The 18,437-nt window shown below is 70.4% G+C and carries 16 protein-coding genes; 7 read left to right on the top strand and 9 right to left on the bottom strand.

Annotated elements, in window-relative coordinates:
• The first annotated feature begins 34 nt into the window (after positions 1-34).
• Positions 35-1,390, top strand: coding sequence for an allantoinase AllB (allB, locus tag N7E59_RS04760; RefSeq protein WP_449289659.1), 1,356 nt, complete (start codon positions 35-37; stop codon positions 1,388-1,390).
• A gap of 53 nt (positions 1,391-1,443) precedes the next feature.
• On the opposite strand, the gene bcp is transcribed toward allB, so the two are convergent.
• Positions 1,444-1,911 (bottom strand): thioredoxin-dependent thiol peroxidase, encoded by a 468-nt coding sequence (gene bcp, locus N7E59_RS04755; protein ID WP_261623772.1) that lies wholly within the window; start codon positions 1,909-1,911, stop codon positions 1,444-1,446.
• 94 nt (positions 1,912-2,005) lie between these two features.
• Entirely contained in the window at positions 2,006-3,208 is a 1,203-nt protein-coding gene (locus tag N7E59_RS04750) for a glycerate kinase (RefSeq protein WP_261623771.1), read from the bottom strand.
• A 157-nt stretch (positions 3,209-3,365) separates the two neighbouring features.
• On the opposite strand from N7E59_RS04750, the gene N7E59_RS04745 reads away from it, so the two are divergent.
• The 4 genes from N7E59_RS04745 (at position 3,366) to N7E59_RS04730 (ending at position 7,490) form a co-directional block, all read left to right on the top strand.
• On the top strand, positions 3,366-4,997 hold the full coding sequence (locus N7E59_RS04745; protein ID WP_315942983.1) for a flavin monoamine oxidase family protein: 1,632 nt from the start codon (positions 3,366-3,368) through the stop codon (positions 4,995-4,997).
• Positions 4,998-5,010: 13 nt separating this feature from the next.
• Positions 5,011-5,805 (top strand): carbon-nitrogen hydrolase family protein, encoded by a 795-nt coding sequence (locus N7E59_RS04740; RefSeq protein ID WP_261623769.1) that lies wholly within the window; start codon positions 5,011-5,013, stop codon positions 5,803-5,805.
• Between the two features lie 117 nt (positions 5,806-5,922).
• Positions 5,923-6,468: a type 1 glutamine amidotransferase domain-containing protein gene (locus tag N7E59_RS04735; RefSeq protein WP_261623768.1), complete on the top strand. Its 546-nt coding sequence runs from the start codon at positions 5,923-5,925 to the stop codon at positions 6,466-6,468.
• A gap of 80 nt (positions 6,469-6,548) precedes the next feature.
• Positions 6,549-7,490: an AEC family transporter gene (locus N7E59_RS04730; RefSeq protein ID WP_261623767.1), complete on the top strand. Its 942-nt coding sequence runs from the start codon at positions 6,549-6,551 to the stop codon at positions 7,488-7,490.
• Positions 7,491-7,553: 63 nt separating this feature from the next.
• Here N7E59_RS04730 and N7E59_RS04725 read toward each other — a convergent pair whose 3' ends face one another.
• The 4 genes from N7E59_RS04725 to N7E59_RS04710 form a co-directional block, all read right to left on the bottom strand.
• On the bottom strand, positions 7,554-8,648 hold the full coding sequence (locus N7E59_RS04725; protein WP_261623766.1) for a hypothetical protein: 1,095 nt from the start codon (positions 8,646-8,648) through the stop codon (positions 7,554-7,556).
• Between the two features lie 157 nt (positions 8,649-8,805).
• Positions 8,806-9,756 carry an electron transfer flavoprotein subunit alpha/FixB family protein gene (locus N7E59_RS04720; protein WP_261623765.1) on the bottom strand — a complete coding sequence of 317 codons (951 nt, stop codon included), beginning with the start codon at positions 9,754-9,756 and terminating at the stop codon, positions 8,806-8,808.
• Positions 9,753-10,574, bottom strand: coding sequence for an electron transfer flavoprotein subunit beta/FixA family protein (locus tag N7E59_RS04715; RefSeq protein ID WP_261623764.1), 822 nt, complete (start codon positions 10,572-10,574; stop codon positions 9,753-9,755). The genes N7E59_RS04720 and N7E59_RS04715 overlap by 4 nt, the downstream gene beginning before the upstream one ends.
• 160 nt (positions 10,575-10,734) lie before the next feature.
• The gene (locus N7E59_RS04710; RefSeq protein WP_261623763.1) at positions 10,735-11,766 is read right to left on the bottom strand and encodes a baeRF2 domain-containing protein; all 1,032 of its coding nucleotides are present in this window, start codon (positions 11,764-11,766) and stop codon (positions 10,735-10,737) included.
• Between the two features lie 206 nt (positions 11,767-11,972).
• On the opposite strand from N7E59_RS04710, the gene N7E59_RS04705 reads away from it, so the two are divergent.
• Positions 11,973-13,352, top strand: a complete 1,380-nt coding sequence (locus N7E59_RS04705; protein WP_261623762.1) for a sugar porter family MFS transporter — start codon at positions 11,973-11,975, stop codon at positions 13,350-13,352.
• A 55-nt stretch (positions 13,353-13,407) separates the two neighbouring features.
• On the opposite strand, the gene N7E59_RS04700 is transcribed toward N7E59_RS04705, so the two are convergent.
• Entirely contained in the window at positions 13,408-13,635 is a 228-nt protein-coding gene (locus tag N7E59_RS04700) for a hypothetical protein (RefSeq protein WP_261623761.1), read from the bottom strand.
• A gap of 23 nt (positions 13,636-13,658) precedes the next feature.
• On the bottom strand, positions 13,659-16,922 hold the full coding sequence (locus tag N7E59_RS04695) for a beta-phosphoglucomutase family hydrolase (protein WP_261623760.1): 3,264 nt from the start codon (positions 16,920-16,922) through the stop codon (positions 13,659-13,661).
• A gap of 156 nt (positions 16,923-17,078) precedes the next feature.
• Between N7E59_RS04695 and N7E59_RS04690 the strand changes: the two genes are divergently transcribed.
• The gene (locus tag N7E59_RS04690; RefSeq protein ID WP_261623759.1) at positions 17,079-18,023 is read left to right on the top strand and encodes an acyl-CoA thioesterase; all 945 of its coding nucleotides are present in this window, start codon (positions 17,079-17,081) and stop codon (positions 18,021-18,023) included.
• 62 nt (positions 18,024-18,085) lie between these two features.
• On the opposite strand, the gene N7E59_RS04685 is transcribed toward N7E59_RS04690, so the two are convergent.
• Positions 18,086-18,382: a hypothetical protein gene (locus N7E59_RS04685; RefSeq protein ID WP_261623758.1), complete on the bottom strand. Its 297-nt coding sequence runs from the start codon at positions 18,380-18,382 to the stop codon at positions 18,086-18,088.
• Between the last annotated feature and the right edge of the window lie 55 nt (positions 18,383-18,437).

Genomic DNA, 18,437 nt, shown 5'->3' with positions numbered 1-18,437 from the left:
CGGGACCGCGTCGGGAGGAGGACAGATGACGTCGATGCCCGAACAGGCCGCAGACGCCCCACATCTGGACATGGTGATCCGCGCCGAGCGCGCCATGCTGCCGGAGGGCCCGTCGGCCGCGGAGATCGGGGTCCGCGACGGCCGGATCGCCGTCGTCGCCGACCTCGGGACCGGGCTCACGGGGGAGGAGGTCCTCGACCTCTCCGCGGAGCAGGTGCTCCTGCCCGGGCTCGTGGACACCCACGTCCACGTCAACGATCCCGGCAGGACGGAGTGGGAGGGCTTCGGCACCGCAACCCGCGCGGCCGCGGCCGGCGGAGTGACCACGCTGATCGACATGCCGCTGAACTCCCTCCCGCCGACGGTCGACGTCGATGCCCTGGAGGAGAAGCGGCGGACGGCGGAGCCGAAGGCGTTCGTCGACGTCGGCTTCTGGGGCGGCGCGATCCCCGGCAGCACCGAGCACCTCATACCCCTGCACCGTGAAGGCGTGTACGGGTTCAAGAGCTTCCTCTCCGACTCCGGGGTCGAGGAGTTCCCGCCCCTGAGCCCGGCCGAGCTGGAGCGGGACATGGCCGTCCTGGCCGAGGCGGACTCTCTGATGATCGTCCACGCGGAGTCCCCCCGCGCTCTGGAGTCGGCCCCCGCGGCGGAGGGCAGGTCGTACGGCAGCTTCCTCAGCTCCCGGCCCCGGGAGGCTGAGAACGAAGCGATCCGTGCCGTGATCGAGGCCGCCCGCCGCACCGGCTGCCGGGCACACATCCTCCACCTCTCCTCGGCCGAGGCCCTGGAGGACATCGCCGCCGCGCGGGAGGAGGGAGTCCGCCTGACGGTCGAGACCTGCCCGCACTACCTCGTGCTGTCCGCCGAGGAGGTCCCCGAAGGGGCCACCACGTTCAAGTGCTGCCCGCCGATCCGCGAGGAGTCCAACCGACGGGCGCTGTGGGAGGGGCTGCGCGCCGGGGTCATCGACTGCGTGGTCTCAGACCATTCGCCCTCGACCGCAGAGCTCAAGCTGCTGGACGGAGGGGACTTCGGCGGAGCCTGGGGAGGGATCTCCTCGCTCCAGCTCGGACTCTCGCTGATGTGGACGGAGGCGCAGCGGCAGGGGGTGGACCTGGCCGATGCGGTCCGGTGGATGTCCTCCGCGCCGGCGCGGATCGCCGGAGTCGCCGACAAGGGGCGCATCGCCGAGGGCTGCAGCGCCGACTTCGCGGTCTTCGACCCCCACGCCCGATGGGACGTCCGGGCCGACGACCTCTGGCATCGGAACCGGATCACCGCCTATGACGCGCGTGAGGTCCTCGGACGGGTGGACCGCACGATCCTGCGCGGGCGGACCGTCGACTTCACCACCCCGCACGGGCGGCTTCTGAGGCGCAGCGGCTGAGCGTACGCGGCGTGACGAGGCTCAGGCCGGTGTGGGCACAGGCCGTTGCGGGATCAGGTCCCGAGCGACTCGCGGAGCCGGGCGACGTGGCCCTCGGCGTCGACGTCGTATTCGACGTAGGACAGCCGACCGTCGGGATCGACGACGAAGGTCGAGCGCAGCGTGCCCTCGACGGTGCGGTCCCGGATCATCTTCTCGCCGAAGCTGCCGTAGGCCCGGGCGGCGGCGTGCTCCGGGTCCGAGAGCAGCGGGAAGGTCAGCTCTTCGGCGGCGGCGAAGTCTCGGATCGCCGCGGGCTCGTCGGGCGAGACGCCCAGGACCCCGTACCCCGAGGACTGCAGGGAGCTCAGACTGTCCCGGAAGTCGCAGGCTTCGGTCGTGCACCCCGGGGTGGCGGCCTTCGGGTAGAAGTAGACGATGACGTGACTGCCGGCGTAGTCGGCGAGCGAGACGGTCCTGCCGTCCGAGTCGTCGAGGGTGAAGTCCGGTGCGGGGTCTCCTGCGGCGAGGTGGCGGGTCATGATCCATCCTTCGTGGGATTCGGGTCGTCGAGAGTCATCGATATCCGCGATATGGAATTGTGTTTCTATTATACGGACGAACCGGGTCGGTGTCTCACACGGCCGCGAGCGCGCAGGCGTGGGCCGCGGCATCTTCGATGAGCGGCAGGGCCTCCTCCAGCAGCGTCTCCAGCGATGCGGCTCCGGGAGCGATGGACAGCGCCGCCGTCACGCCGGCCTCACGGCACTCGGCCGGGGTCAGCCGCACCGTCCCGGCCACCACGATCACCGCTGCCGACTGCGGGGCGTGGCGCCGCACCGCCGCGACGACCTTGCCGTCCAGGGACTGTGAGTCCAGCGACCCTTCGCCGGTGAGGACCAGGTCTGCTCCGGACAGCGCGTCGCTGAGACCCACCGCGTCGGCCACCATCTGTGAGCCGGGCACCACCTCGGCCCGCAGCAGCGTCGCCGTCGTGACCGGGATGCCTCCGGCGGCGCCGAACCCTCGGCGCTCAGCGATCTCCTCTACGGAGTCTTCGGTGGAGCCCTCGGTGGAGTCCTCGATGGAGTCATCCTGGTGGTCGGAGGCGGTGCCGGCTCGGGCGGAGAGCACGCGGGCGAGCTGGGCGAGGCCGGCGTCGAGGGTGGCCACGTCCTGTTCGTCCGCACCCTTCTGCGGGCCGAAGACGGCGGCCGCGCCGCGCGGACCCGTGAGCGGATTGTCGACGTCGACCGCGATCCGCCAGCGCACCTCGGTCGCACGCGGATGCAGGTCGGACACGTCGATCTCGACGATGCTCGCCAGTCCCTGACCGCCGGGATCCACCTCGTGACCGGAGTCGTCGAGGAAGCGGGCGCCCAGCGCGGTGAGCAGTCCGGTGCCGCCGTCCGTGCTCGCCGAGCCGCCGATGCAGAGCAGGATCTCGTCGACCTCGTCCAGGACGTGCGCGGCGATCATCCCGACCCCGAAGGTGTCGGCGCGGAGCGGGCGCAGGGGCACGTCGGAGACCTGCGGGAGCCCGTTGGCCTGGGCCGCCTCGATCACGGCGGTGCGGCCGTCGGGCGAGCGGCCGAACAGTGCGGTGGCCGGGCGGCCGAGGGCGTCGACGACGTCGACCTCCTCGGCCTGAGTGCCCCAGACGGCCAGCAGCGCATCCAGGGTCCCCTCGCCGCCGTCGGCGAACGGCAGCTCGACGATCTCGGAGTGCGGGAACACCTGACGTGCACCGCGGGCCAGGGCGGCGGCGGCCTCCGGCGCGGAGGCGGAGCCCTTGAACGAGTCCGGGGCGCAGACGATGCGCGGCGATGTGATGCTCATGACAGCATCCTATGAGCACCGGCGCGGGGTGCGGCGGGGGACGTTCCTGGAGGTCGTCCCTCCTCCTCGTCCGGAGAGACCGGAGGGCCATCCGACCCACCCTGCTAGCATCGCGAAGGTGATGAGCGACGGAGCACATGCACGACCACTGACAGCCTTGGGTCCTGACTTCCCCTTCCCCTACGACGAGTGGCTCACGCACCCGGCAGGGCTGGGGAGCGTGCCGGAGGAGCGACGGGGGGAGGAGGTCGCGATCATCGGAGGCGGCATCGCCGGCATCGTCGCCGCCTACGAGCTCATGCGCCTGGGCCTGCGCCCGGTGATCTACGAGGCCTCGCGGCTGGGAGGTCGGCTGCGCTCCGAGCCCTTCGGATACGACACCGAGACGATCGCCGAGCTCGGCGGCATGCGGTTCCCGCGCTCCTCGGCGGCCTTCTTCCACTACGTCGACATGCTCGGGCTGCAGACCGCACCCTTCCCGAACCCGCTCACCGACGCGGCCGGATCCACCGTGATCGAGCTCGGCGGGCAGTCCTGGTACGCCCGCGACGTCGACGACCTGCCGCCGCTGTTCCGCGAGATCGCCGAGGCCTGGGACGGTGCCCTGGACTCGGTCCTGCGGCTGGGCGAGCTGCAGGACGCGATGCGTCGTCGGGATCCTCAGACCATCAAGCGGATATGGGACGAGCTGGTGCCCCGCTGGGACGACCACAGCTTCTACGAGTTCATCGCCACCTCCGAGGAGTTCTCGCGGCTGAGCTTCCGCCATCGAGAGGTCTTCGGCCAGGTCGGCTTCGGCACCGGCGGCTGGGACTCCGACTTCCCCAATTCGATGCTCGAGATCCTGCGGGTCGCGGCCTGCGAGTTCGACGACGACCAGCACCTGATCCGCGGCGGCGTCGAACAGCTCCCCCGGGGGCTGTGGGAGCGCGGGGTGGACGACGCCGCCCACTGGCCGGCAGGCACCTCCCTGGCCTCACTGCACGGAGGTGCGCCCTACGGCGGCGTCGACCGGGTCAGCCGCGCAGAGGACGGCCGCCTCGTCGTCGTCGACTCCGCCGGCACGACGCGTCACTACCGCACCGTACTGGCGACCTGTCAGTCCTGGCTGCTGACCACGCAGGTGCAGGTCGAGGAGGAGCTGTTCTCCCAGGACCTGTGGATGGCGCTGGACCGCACCCGATACATGCAGTCCTCCAAGACCTTCGTGAAGGTCGACCGCCCCTTCTGGCGCGACCTCGATCCGGCCACCGGCCGCGAGACCATGTCCATGACGCTGACCGACCGGCTCACCCGCGGCACCTACTTCTTCGAAGAGGGGCCCGACGAGCCGGCGGTCATCTGCCTGAGCTACTCGTGGATGTCGGATGCGCTGAAGATGCTCCCGCACACCTCCCGCCGCCGGGCCGACCTGGCGCTGGAGGCCCTGGAGAAGATCTACCCCGACGTCGACGTCCGCTCCCACATCATCGGCGACCCCATCACCGTCTCCTGGGAGTCCGACCCCTACTTCCTCGGTGCGTTCAAGGGCGCCCTGCCCGGCCACTACCGGTACAACGAACGCATGTACCGCCACTTCATCCAGAGGGACCTCCCGGAGGCCGAGAGGGGGATCTTCCTCGCCGGCGACGACGTCTCCTTCACCCCCGCCTGGGCCGAAGGCGCGGTGCAGACCGCGCTCAACGCCGTGTGGGGGATCGTCGACCATCTGGGAGGTCGGTCGGCGCCGCAGAACCCCGGCCCCGGGGACCGATACCCCGAGCTGGGGCCCGTAGAGTTGTCCCCATGAGCAGGGGATCACGGTGAACGGCGTACTGAGGGTCGCTGCGGGGCAGTGCGGGGCCGTGCCCGGCGACGTGCAGGCCAACCTGGAGTCGGTCGGGCGTCTGACCAGCGACGCCGCGGAGGCCGGGGCGGACCTGCTCGTGCTGCCGGAGATGATCCTCACCGGCTACGGCATCGGCGCGGAGGCCGTGTCTCGGCTCGCCGAACCGCTGGACGGCCCGATGCTCACCCGGGTGGGGGAGATCGCCCGAGACCACGGTGTGGCGCTGTGCCTCGGACATCCCGAGCGGGACGGGCAGGACGTCTACAACTCCGCCTCGTTCTTCGACGAGCACGGAGAGCGGCTCACCGGTGGCCGGAAGATGCATATGTTCGGCGACGTCGACGTCGAGCAGTTCACCCGCGGCGACGCCGTCCCCGCCGCCGCACGCTGGCGCGGAACCACCGTGGCCACGGCCATCTGCTACGACATCGAATTCCCCGAGACCGCCCGCGCGCTCGCCTCCGCCGGTGCCCAGCTGCTCTGCGTGCCCACCGCCAACATGGTCGGCTTCGACGTCGTCTCCCGGCTGCTGGTGCCCGCCCGGGCGGCGGAGAACCAGGTCTTCGTGGTCTACGCCAACCACACCGGGACGGACCCGGTGTTCGAGTACAACGGACTCAGCGTCGTCGTCGGACCCGACGGTCAGCCTCTGGGGACCGCAGGACGCGGTGCGGAGATGGTGCTCGCCGACGTCGACGTCGAGGCGATCGGCGCCGCCCGTGCGGAGAACGACTACCTCGCAGACCGCCGGAGCGACCTCTTCGGCTGAGGCGCCCCGGGGTGTGCCCGGCCCAGGAATGTTCACGCTCCGAACCTCGTTGCCCCAGGTGAGAGCGCCGTCGGGTCCACTCGGCGGCACCGGTTCATATGCGAGAGGAGCCCACCCATGGCTGAGCAGAACCTGACCGGAAAGACCGTCGCCTTCCTGCTGACCGACGGAGTCGAGCAGCCGGAGCTGACCAGCCCGAAGGCCGCCGTCGAGCAGGCCGGAGGCACGGTGAGGATCGTGTCCCCGAAGGCCGAGTCGTTGCAGGCGATGGAGGGCGACTGGGACCACGCCGACCACTTCGACGTCGACGCCAAGCTCGGCACCGTCTCCGCCGACGAGTTCCACGCCCTGGTGCTACCCGGCGGCACCCTGAACTCGGACACCCTGCGCGCCGACGAGCAGGCCCAGGCCTTCGCGAAGGAGTTCTTCGACGCCGGGAAGCCGGTCGCGGCGATCTGCCACGGCCCCTGGCTGCTCATCGAGATCGACCAGGTCAGGGGCCGCCGGATGACCTCCGTCGGAAACGTCCGCTCGGACCTGGTCAACGCCGGTGCCGAGTGGGTCGACGAGCCCGTCGTCGTCGACGGCACGCTCATCACCTCCCGCACCCCGGCCGACCTGGAGGCGTTCAACGACGCTGTCCTGCAGGCCGTCTCCGGCTGAGGGAGCCGAGATTGTAGGGTTGTGGCCGGGTCGATGACCCGGCCACAGCTGTATGTGCGGGAAGAGGACGGTGGGGCGCGATGGACGGCGTGCTGATGGGGTTCAGCGTCATCGCCGTCCCGGTGCTCATCGGTGTGGTCACCTGTCTCCTGGCCCCGGAGACCGCGCAGAAGATGCGCACGGGCATCACCCCGCTGGTGTACTTCATCGCCAACCCGCTGCTGATGGTGATCGTCGTCGCCGACACCGACGTCCGCGCCGTCGCCGGGATCTACACGCCGCTCGCCCTGGGCGTCGCGCTGCTCTCAGCGGCGGTCTTCACGCTCTACGGGGTGCTGGCCCGGCGCTCGCGGGCGCAGATCGCCGTCGGTGCGATGTCCGCCTCCTACGCGAACGCGGGGAACATGGGTGTGCCGATCGCGCTCTACGTCGTCGGGTCCACCGCGCCGGTGGTGGCGGTGCTGCTGGCCCAGCTGCTGTTCCTCGCCCCGCTCTACATCACCGTCTTCGGACTGATCCGCGGGGCGCAGTCCGGTGAGACGAGCGCACGACGGCGGGCGGTCACCATCGTGCGCTCCGTGCTGAATCCGATCACCCTCGGTGTGGTGGTCGGTGCCCTGTTCTCCCTGCTGCGGTGGCGGCCTCCCGAGATGCTGTGGGAGCCGATCACGATGATCGGGCAGTCCTCGATCCCGCTGATGCTGCTGGCCTTCGGGATCGCCCTGGCCCAGCAGCGACCGTTCGCCGAACGCTCGGCGGTCGGAGACGACGTCGTCGGCATCGCCTGCAAGCTGGTGGTCATGCCGCTGGCCGCCTGGGTCCTGGGAGGTCCTGTGTTCGGACTGACCGGGGCGGAGCTGCTCGGCGTGGTGGCGATGGCGGCCCTGCCCACCGCACAGAACGTCTTCATCTTCGCCGCCCACCACGGCATGCCCACGACGACGGCGAAGGACATCACCTTCGCGACGTCGGTGCTCTCCCTGCCGGTGGTCATGCTCGCCGCCTGGCTCCTCGGCGCGTGAGACTCCACGTGCTGGTCGACCCGCCGAAAGTGAGATCACACAGCGACAGTGTGGTGTGTCGATTCACCGTCGACGGGTCGCACCGGCACGCGGGACACCTGCGGCCTCAAGCATCGCGGCGAACTCAGACGGCCGTCGCAGGCTCTCCCACGTCCACCTGAGAAACCCGAAGCCCATCCGCCGCAGTTCGTCCTCCCGTCTCTTCTCCGCCTGGACGACGCGCGACGGAGGTTCGCCGCTGAACTCTCGGGACCGTGCGTACTTCACCGCACCGTCGAACTCACCGATCAGTCCGACGCCTCGCCAGAAGAAGTCCACGCGCGCGAAGCCGGCGCCGGGCAGTCGGATCTCGTGCTGGAGCTCGGGCGTCGCAAATCCTGAGTCAGCCATGAGTACGCGGGAGAGTGACTCTCCGGGCGACTCGGCGGCGGAGGAGGACCGGTCACGGGCCCGCGTCCACCGGGTCCAGGCCGCCTGGGGAGAGCGGATGGGGATACGGCCTTCGATCTCGGCGAGAGCGATCGGCCGACCTCCCGACCAGCGGGCGGCGAGCGCTCCGTCCAGTGCGACGACGGCGTCCGACGGCTCCATCACCGGAAGGGTCTCGGCGAGGGCGACGACGGCCGGATCGACGCTGAGCCCCGGGAGCGGACTCTCCGGGGTCACAGGTTTGGCGCTCTGAGGAGTCAGGACCCGGCGGACCGGCGGTCGTCGGAGATCCGTCTCGTCGAGCGGTCGCCTGCGGGTCCGGTCGTTCTGGTGCTCAGCGAGGACGGTCCTCGCGGCGACGGTGGTCTGTCCGGTCGACTGCACCTTCTGCCGACCCACGCTCGCAGGACTGGTGGTCCGCACATGAATCTCCGTCGGTGTCCGAAGAAGCGGGACGCCGTGCAGCGCCAAGGCGGTCTCACGGCAGAGCACCGCATCCGGTCGTCGTCGCGCATAGGCGAGGGCGGCGTACAGATGGCGCGTCCAGGGTGCTGCTCGGAGCCAGTCTCCCGGCCGGATGTAGACCCCGTGGGCGACACGGAGGAGAGTGCCGCGCCGGGCGGCCGCGCTGACTCGTGCTCGTGCCCGTCCGCCGTCCTCGGTGCCGCAGACGCTGATGAGATCGGAGTCGAGCCTGCGCAGGTGGTCTCCGGTGGTGTCACTGGTCATGCCTGCCAGGATGACTGACATCCTCGAGGGCCGCAGGCACTTTCCACAGGCCTGTGGAAGACGACCCACGCCCGGAAACTGACCCGCCGACTGTGAGATCACACGGCAACATGTCGCTGTGTGATCTCACAGTCGGCGGGTCAGATGCTCGATCGGGTCAGGTCTTGCGGCGGCGCAGCTCCTCGAGCATCTGCGGGATCACCTCGAACAGGTCCCCGACGACGCCGAAGTCGGCGATCTCGAACACCGGAGCGTCCTCGTCCTTGTTGATCGCGACGATCGTCTGTGCGGTCTGCATGCCTGCGCGCTGCTGCACCGCACCGGAGATCCCGGCGGAGAGGTATAGCTGCGGGGAGACGGTCACACCGGTCTGTCCCACCTGCGCGGCATGGTCGATCCACCCCGCGTCCGTCGCCGCACGGGAGGCGCCGATCGCCGCGCCCAGCTCATCGGCCAGCTCCTCCAGCGGACCGAAGTTTCCGTCCATGCCGCGGCCGCCGGCCACCACGACCCGCGCCTCGGTCAGCGCCGGACGCTCGGAGGCCTCCAGCTCAGTGCGTCCGAGCACCTCGACCCCCGACGAGGAGGCCGAGACCGGCAGCGCGGTCACCTCCGGGGCGGCACCGGCGCTCAGCGCGGCCTCCACCGAGTTCGGCCTCACCGTGATCACTGCGGGACCGGAGGTCACCTGCGCACTGGTGGTGTAGCCGCCGGCCAGGACGGACTTGTGCACGGTCAGCGACGTCGCACCGGAGGAGGCGTCCCCGTCGACGCCGACGGCGTCGGTGATCAGTCCCGCCTCCAGGCGCACCGCCAGGCGGGCCAGCGCATCGGTGGAGTCGGCCGAGTCGGTTCCCAGGACGACGTCGGCGCCGGACTCGCGCACCGCCGTCTCGAGGAGGTCCACCAGGGCCGGGTCGGGGGCGGAGATCTCGGACTCACCGGTCCACACGACTTCGACGCCGTCGAAGGCCAGCGCCTCCGAGGGGTCCGCAGCTCCGGTGACGACGTGGGCCTCACCCAGCGACGCGGCCAGGGTCAGCAGCTCCTGCTGCCCCGAACTCAGCGATCCGTCCACAGCGTCGAAGAACACCAGCACAGCACTCACAGCACACGCTCCTTCGCGAGGAACTCGACGATCCTCTTTCCGGCGTCACCCTCGTCGGTGATGACCTCCCCGGCCTCGCGCGGCGGGCGGGGGGCGGCCGCGGTGACCTGCGTCCTCGAGGCGACGTCGTCGGCAGTGAGACCCACCTCACTCAGAGCCCAGGAGGTCGTGGTCTTCTTCTTCGCCGCCATGATGGCCTTGAAGTTGGGGTAGCGGGGGTCGTTGGCCTGGTCGGTCACCGAGACCACGGCCGGCAGGTCCGCCCGGACCTTCTGCTGTTCGGACGCCGAGATGCGGTCGACGACGACGGCGTCGCCCTCCAGGGAGATCCCCGTGGCGTTGGTGACCAGTGCGACGCCGAGCCGCTCGGCGAGCTGGGCCGGCACGGCGGAGGTCTCGCCGTCCTCGGAGGCCATGCCGGTCAGCACCAGGCGCACGGCCTCGGTCTCTTCGTCGCCGGTGGCGAAGGCCTGTTCGACGGCGCCCCGCAGGGCGACGGAGGTGGCGGCCACATCGGCGCCGGCCAGCGCGTCGTCGGTGAGGTGGAAGGCGTCGTCGGCGCCGATCTGCAGGGCCTTCTTCGCCGATGCGGAGGCCCCGGACGGACCGAGGGTCAGTGCGGAGACCCGGACCGGACGCTCGGCGGCCTCACGGATCTGCAGGGCGGCCTCGAGCGGATACTCGTCCAGCTCGCTGAGCACGCCGCCGGAGCGGTCCATGCGCCGGTCCTCGGCGATCCGACGCTCGAGCTGGTAGTCGGGAACCCACTTGACCAGGACGATGATGTGCAAAGGCGTCGCAGCCGCCGACTCTGCCATGGTGCTGGACTCGCCTCCCTCCGATGGATGTGCCTGCGATCCCGTCCCGCACGGACCGCCCGGCCGAGCAGTGCTCGGCCGGGCGGGGCCGCCGGACGGCTGTCCGGCTATGGTGTCACGGATCGGAGTGCCGGTCATCACACGATGACCTGGGTGAGCGTCAGGACTTCAGCTCGGCGGGGGCCTCGAACCGGAGGATCGCTCCGACCCCGTCCTGCAGCTCGGCGGCGACGAGACCGACGGAGGCGTCGATCTGCGCGGCGGCTGCCAGCAGACGGGCCTCATCCTGACCGGCGTGCTCAGCCTGCAGGACCAGAGTGTCGACCGCGCCCATCTGCGCGGCCTTGGCCACCGCGTCGGATCCCTCCACGCCCTGGTCGTGGGCCTTGGCCTGCTCGAACCGGCCGTGGGTGTCTCCGATGACCTCCTCGGCGTGCTCGCCGGCGATGCGCCGCAGCTCCTCGTTCAGCGACTGCTCGGCACCGTCGTCCTCTGTGCCGCCGCGGTCGGTCTCCACGAGGATCTCCTGCAGGTCGGGGGAGAGCTCGTCGCGCAGCGCGCTGCGGCCCTGGACCTCACCGGCGAGGACGAACACGTCCGGGCCGCGACGGCGCGCGATGCGGTCGAGCGACTCGGCGATGTCCTTCGCGTTGCGCTTCACGGCCTCGTCCGAGCGGTTCTGGATCTTGGAGAAGGCGCCCTCGGTGGGCTTCTGGACCGGTGCATCGGAGGAGCCCTCGACCTCGCGGCCGATCTGGTTCAGCGTCTGCTCCTGGGTCGCGACGACGCGGCGCAGCACTGCGCCCTCCTGGTCGGTGATCGCCACGAGCATGTCCACCGAGGAGGCGCGCTCGCGGACGTAGGCGCCCAGCTCCGGCTGGGAGGACCAGTGGGCGGCGTCCCCGGCGCCGAGCGCGGCGTCCCAGGGCTTCTCCAGCAGCACGCGGTCGCCGCCGGCGACCAGCACGCGCCCGTCGGTCAGGACCTCGGTGATGTCATCGACCATGATCGCGCCGTCGAGGGCCTCGAGCGTGGCCTCCTCGGCTCCGGCCTCGGCCAGCTGGCCGCGCAGGTCGTCCCAGCGCAGACGGATCCGGTGCTCGGCGTCCTCGGCAGGGGAGCCGGACTCCAGGTACACGGTGGCGAAGGGTCCGTCGTTCTCGATGATCGGCTTCAGGGCGTCGAGCTTCATGGTGTGCGCTCCTAAGTGGTGCCCCTCGGTGGGGCTCCGGGGTATGGACTCTCCTGCGAGATTATCGGTCGTCACGGGTGATTGGCCAACGACGGAAGCCCGTCGCCGCATGTCAGCGATCCGAACGAGGTGTCGACGCCGGGTGCGTGGTCGTTCCCGGTACTCTCGTGCCGACGCGGCGCACCATGCGGCACGGTGAGGGGACCATGACACGACACAGCAGCCGGCGGCTCCGCCGCGTCGGACTCATCTATGCCTTCGGTGCGCTGGGCGGCCTCAACTGGGGATACGACACCGGTGTCATCTCCGCGGCCCTGGTCTACCTGCGGCGCGACTTCTCCCTCACCAGCTGGTCCGAGGCCTGGGTCGTGACCGGTCTCATCCTGGGTGCCATGGGCGGCGCCGCCGTCGGCGGGCGGCTCTCGGACCGCTTCGGCCGGTGGAAGGTGCTGCTGGCGACCGCCGGGATCTTCCTCGTCGCCCCGCTGGGCATGGCCGCGGCGCCCGATGAGACGGTGCTGTTCCTCTTCCGGCTGCTCGCCGGCGTCGGTGCGGGACTCACCGCCGTGATCCTTCCCGTCTATCTCTCAGAGATCGCGCCGGCCCGGATCCGGGGACGCGTCACCGCGCTGTACGTGCTGGCCATCGTCTCCGGACAGTTCCTCGGGTTCGTGGTCGGGCTGCTCTACGCGCCGATGGAGTCGTGGCGCTGGATGCTGGGGCTCTCGGTGGTCCCCTCGGTCCTGTTCGCCGCGGGGCTGTTCGTCATCTGGGAGACTCCGCGCTGGCTGGTGCTGCAGGGCCGGGAGACCGATGCGCTGCGCGTGCTGCGCTACGCCCGCACCGAGCAGGAGGCCCATCGGGAGCTCGCAGAGATCCGCGCCGCGGAGGCGAGGGGGGCCGGCGAGGAGCGCTCGGTCCTCGGGCTGCTCCGCCGTCGGTGGGTGCGTCCGATCCTGGTCGTCGGCGTCGTGGTGGCGGTGCTGCAGCAGATCACCGGTGCGAACGCGATCATCTACTACGCGCCGACGACGCTGCAGCGGGTGGGGTTCACCGACCACGCCGCCATCGCTTCGAACCTGCTGATCGGTGTGATGAACGTGATCGCCCTGATCATCGCCCTGAGGTACGCGGACCGGTGGGGACGCCGACCCCTTCTGCTGCTCGGCACGGTGGGGATGGCACTGAGCCTGTCGGTCCTGGCCGCCGCGAACCTGCTGATGCCGACGCCGGACGGATTCGGCCCCGTCGGGGTGCTCACCCTGGTCTGCATGGCCCTGTACATCCTGATGTTCCAGATGAGCTGGGGGTCGCTGACGTGGGTGCTGCTGGGGGAGATCTTCCCGCTGCGGGTGCGGGCCACGGCGATGGCGGTGGCGACGACGTCGCTGTGGTCGGCGAACGCCGTCGTCGCCCTGGGATTCCCTCCGCTGCTGGAGGCGGTCGGGGTGGGTGCCCTGTTCGCCGGCTTCGCCGGGGTCTGCGTCCTGGCGCTCGCGTTCACGTGGAGATGGGTCCCGGAGACCAAGGGGCGCAGCCTCGAGGAGATCGAGGCGCATTTCCGCGACGCCCGACCGACCCGCTGAAAGTGATTCCACCGAGCGACAGTTCGGCTGGTGGATTCACTTTGAGCAGGTGATGTCAGAGCCGACGTCGCAGCCGGAGCCTCTCCAGCACCACGGGGGTGTCGTCGTCGAGGTTCGCCGAGCCTCCGAGCTCGGCCGTCACCTGGTCCGAGCGCCAGTACTCCTCGTGCGCCCGGCGCGACGACGTCGTGGTCTTCTCCCCGCTCAGGATGGCAGCGACGAGGGCGTCACGCATCGGCCCAGGGGCGCCGAACTCCGCGATCGGCAGCTGGTCATCGCGCATCGGCGGCACCCCTCGACCCCCGCTCAGGACTCGGCGGCGGCGTGCTCCTCGGCGAGCAGCCGCTCCACGCTGCCGTGCACCCCGGTCGACTCCTGCCGGGCGTAGTGCCCCAGCTCCACCGTCCACCGTTCGCCCGGGTGCAGCTGCTTGGCCTGCCCCTCCACATTGACGTCGATGGGTTCGGCCGACCCCGCAGAGAGCTTCAGGGTCACCATGTCGTGGTCGACGTGGACCAGGATCGGCTGGTTGCGGTACCGCATGCGGAACGTGATCTCCGGCAGCTCGTCCGGAAGCAGCGGGTGCAGCCAGAGCGCGTCGGCGCGGGTCTCCACGCCGGCGTAGCAGCGCAGCACCATGTCCACGGTCCCCGCCATCGCACCCAGGTGGATGCCCTCACGGGTGGTGCCGCCCTGGGTGTCGGCCAGGTCGGCCTCCAGAGCCTCCTTGAACATGGACCATGAGCCGCTGCGGTCGAAGCGCGCGGCCACCCAGCTGTGCACCAGGCGGGAGAGCGTGGACCCGTGGGCCGAACGCGCCAGGTAGTACTGCACGGTCCGCCGGCACTCGTCGATGCTGATGTCGTACCCCATGTGCGCCATGGTCTCGATGAGCTCCTGCGCGGAGAACAGGTAGTACAGCATCAGGACGTCGGCCTGCTTGGACAGCTTGTACCGGTTGGTCTGATCGCCCTCGGCCTGCAGGATCAGGTCCAGCCGTCCGATGTTGCCGTACCGGGCCTTGTAGCCCTCCCAGTCGAACTCCAGCAGGTCCTCATAGCCCTCGAACTGGCTGATCACCCCGTCGGAGTGGAACGGGACGCGCAGCCGCTGGGCGATGTGCGACCAGCGGTCCAGCTCGTCCGGGAAGATGTCGAGCCACTCCGAGAGCGGATCGTCGCGACCGTCGAGGTCCCGGACCAGCAGGGCGGTGCGCCGCAGCACCCACGAGGTGAGCACGTTGGTGTAGGCGTTGTTCCGCAGGCCCGACCCGGGGGTCTCCGGGTAGCCGTCGTGGTACTCGTCGGGGCCCATCACGCCGTCGATGTCGTACCGGTCGGCGTCGGCGTCGTAGGTCGTCATCGAGGCGAAGAACCGGCTGATCTCGACCAGCATCTCGGCGCCGTAGTCGGAGAGGAACGTGTAGTCCTGGGTGGCCTCGAAGTACTGCAGCACCGAGTAGGCGATCGCCAGCGAGACGTGCCGCTGCCGGTGGGAGTTGTCCGGCATCCACATCTGCGACCGCGGGTTCCACAGCTCGGTGGGGGTCTCCTCCCGCCCGTCGGAGCCGGCCTGCCACGGGTACATGGCCCCCGCATAGCCCTCCTCGCGGGCCATCGCTCGGGCTTCGCCGAGCCGTCGGAACCGGTACATCAGGATCCCGCGGGTCAGCTCCGGACGCCGCAGGGTCAGCATCGGGTAGACGTACATCTCGTCCCAGAACAGGTGGCCCCGGTAGCCCTCGCCGTGCAGACCGCGGGCCCCGACGCCGGCGTCGAGCTCGTGCCGGGCGCCGAATGCGGTCTGCAGCACGTGGAAGGTGTGCAGGTTCAGCGCCAGCTGCTGCCGCTGGTGCCCCTGACCGATGGACACCGCGAACCGGTGCCACAGCAGGCCCCACATCTCCTCGTGGTAGGTCAGCAGCGACCGGAAGTCCGAGGCCCGGCGCACCCGCTTGGCCACCGAGTCGCCGACGGTGGACAGCGCGTGGTCCCGCGAGTTCGCCACCGCCGCAGTCTTCTCCAGGGTGACCGGACGTCCCTCCTTGAGCTGCAGTGAGATGTCCTGCCCGGCCACCAGGTCGCTCTCGACGACGGGCCGGCGCATAGGCTGGGTGGTCCCGTTCGCGGTCACACGGGTCCGCGCGGCGATCCCGATGCGCACCTGGGACTGGTTGGTCTGGGTCTCCAGCAGCACGGTGTCGCCGTCGAGCTCCATGGACTCCACGGGCTCGAGGTGGTTGCCGGCCAGCTGGCGGTCGGCCTCGACGTTGCGGTTGGCCACTCGGCCGTCGATCATCGAGCGCACCTCGACCGCGCCGGACCAGTTCTCCGCCACGATGGTCATCTGGATAGCGGCCAGCTGCACGCCGGCCAGGGACTGCAGCTGTCGGGTGTGGACCCGCGTGCGCCGACCCTGCTCGTCCTCGAACCTCATGGTCCGCGAGAGCAGCCCGCGGCGCATGTCGAGCTCCTGGCGGTAGTCGATGAGCGTCGAGGCCTCCGGCAGCAGCGGCTGCCCCTCCTCTGGGGTGACCAGCATGTAGGTCCAGTCGGGCACGTTGACCAGGTGTTCGGTCTCGACCGTGCGACCCATCAGGTTCGTCTTCAGCCGGTTGAACACCCCGGCGATGTAGCTGCCGGGGTAGTGCAGCGAGTCTGCGGTGGTGCCGGGCACGGAGCCTCGGGTGCCCCAGTATCCGTTGGCCAGGGCGCACAGCGCTTCACGGGTCGGCTCCTGGTCCGGGTCGAAGTCGTCGTAGCGCAGCACCCAGTCGGCGTCGAAGGGCGGGGTGGTGCGGGTGGCCAGCTGCAGGGTGGTGATGTCCTCGACGACGACGTCGGCGCCGTGGGCCTTGAGGCGGTCGTGGCCCTCACCGCGGTCCAGCCCGACGACCATCCCGAAGTTGCCCCGGCGTCCCGCTTCGACCCCGGAACCTGCATCCTCGACGACGACGGCGTCCTGCGGCTCGATCTCGAGCAGTCCGGCGGCGTGGAGGAACATGGCCGGGTTGGGCTTGCCGGGCAGTCGCAGCCGGGCGCCGTCGGTCCCGTCGACGATCACGTCGAACTCCTCGAGCAGACCGGCTCCGCCGAGGATGCTCCGCCCGTTGCGCGAAGAGGTCACCAGTCCGGTGGCGACTCCGCGGGCCCGCAGCTCGCGGACCAGGTCGACGGTGGGGTCGAAGACGGCGACGCCGTCGTCGGCCACGGCCTCCTCGAAGAAGCGCTGCTTGCGTGCGGCCAGGCCGTGGACGGTGAGCTTCGAGGCGTCGTCGTTGGCCGACCCCTCACGGACTGTGAGGCTGCGGGCCTCGAGCAGCGAACGCACCCCGTCGAGGCGGGGTCTGCCGTCGACGAAGTTCAGGTAGTCCGCGTCGGTGAACTCGGGCTGCGGGGATCCGGCGATCTCCGGCAGTGCGGCGTCGAACAGCCGTTTCCAGGCGCGCGCGTGGACCCCGGCGGTGTCGGTGACGACCCCGTCCATGTCGAAGAGCACGGCGCGGAAGTGGCGCAGCGCATGGCGCTTGGCCTCATCGCGGTGCTGGAAGGGGTTCTCGAACGGGTGCATGTGTGCTCCTCCGCGCGGGGCCGGGGCGTGTCGGTCTGCGGGCAGATCTCTGCGGGGTCGGTCGTGCGACGGGTGTTCGGTCCTGACCATCCTATGACGGCTGCTGCGGGGATCGGCAGGTCCGACCGGGCGGGGTCGGGTGCTAGGTTCGTCACTATGGCCCGGCGCAGCACCATCGAACTGACGTTCCAGGAGGTCCAGGGGACCTCTCCGGAGCGTGCCGTGCCCGGCGGCACCGTCGTCGACTGGATCGACCGCACCGCCTATGCGTGTGCCGCCTCGTGGGCCCGGGCGGACTGTGTGACCTCCTACGTGGGCAACATGCACTTCACCACCCCGGTGCCCAAGGGTCGGCCGGTCACCGTCCAGGCGCGGCTGGTGCACACGGGCACGACGTCGGTGCACATCCAGTCCCGGGTCCTGGTGCGTCGCGGCGACGGCTCCTGGGAGGTGGTCACCGAGTGCATGATGATCTACGTGGCCGTGGACTCAGAGGGCCGGCCGAAGGCGGTGGACCCCTTCGTCCCCTCGACGGAGCGGGAGGTCCAGCGCGACGTCGACGCCGTGCGTCGCATCGCCTCACGCGGCCGCCTGGAGGAGACGATCCACTCGCTGCCCGAGGGTATGGGCACCTCGGAGGCGCTGACCCTGAGGTTCCTGGCCGACTCCGACGAACGGTACCCGGACGGGAAGATCCGCGGCGGTGAGGTGATGCGGTGGATCGACCAGGCCGCCCAGATCTGCGCGGAGCGCTACTGCGGGTACACCGCGGTGGCGGCTCTGACCGGCGGGGTGCGCTTCTACAGGCCGGTGCGCGCCGGTGATCTGGTGGAGGTCGACGCGCGTCTGGTGCTCACGGCCCACACGGCGATGCACGTGCTGGTCAGCGTGCGTTCGGGGTCCCGATGGGAGACGCGGCCGGAACAGGTGGCCTATGGCCTGCCGGTGATGATCGCCCCGGAGGAGGACGGGTCGCCCCGCCACATCACCCCGTGGCAGCCGATCACCGACGAGGACCATGCGGTGGCGGAGAAGGCCCGTCGACTGCGCGAGCAGCGCAATGAGCTGATGATCATGCCCAACCCCGTCGCGATGGGCTGAAGTACCTCGGGTCCTCTGACCGCGGTCCGCACCGGTCCCGCCGCGTGGCGGACGGGCGGGGATCAGGTCTGCTCGTCCTTCTCGAGGTTCTCGATCCGTGCTTCGAGCATGTCCAGTCGCCACCGGTCCTCGGCCGTCAGGTTCTCCTCACGGCGGGTGGGCACCTGAGGCCCCTCGAGTTCGCCGGCTGAGCCGCGCGACTCGAGCTCGGCGACGCGACGCCGCAGCTCTTCGAGGCCCTCGGAGTCGTGCGAGTCCTCGTCGCCCCAGGGCACGGTGCGACCGGTGAGCATGGAGATGATCATCAGCGAACCCCAGACGAGGATCCCGACGACGGCGATCCACCCGAACCATGGCATGCTTCGAGCCTAGCCGACCCGGACGGATCCGGCGACGGTCGGTCCGGCCACGGAT

The sequence above is a fragment of the Nesterenkonia marinintestina genome, assembly GCF_025420485.1.
In the GTDB taxonomy this organism is placed as follows: Bacteria; Actinomycetota; Actinomycetes; order Actinomycetales; family Micrococcaceae; genus Nesterenkonia; species Nesterenkonia marinintestina.
The sequence above is the reverse complement of the archived record's forward strand: the minus strand, read 5'-3'. Positions and strand labels throughout refer to the sequence as shown.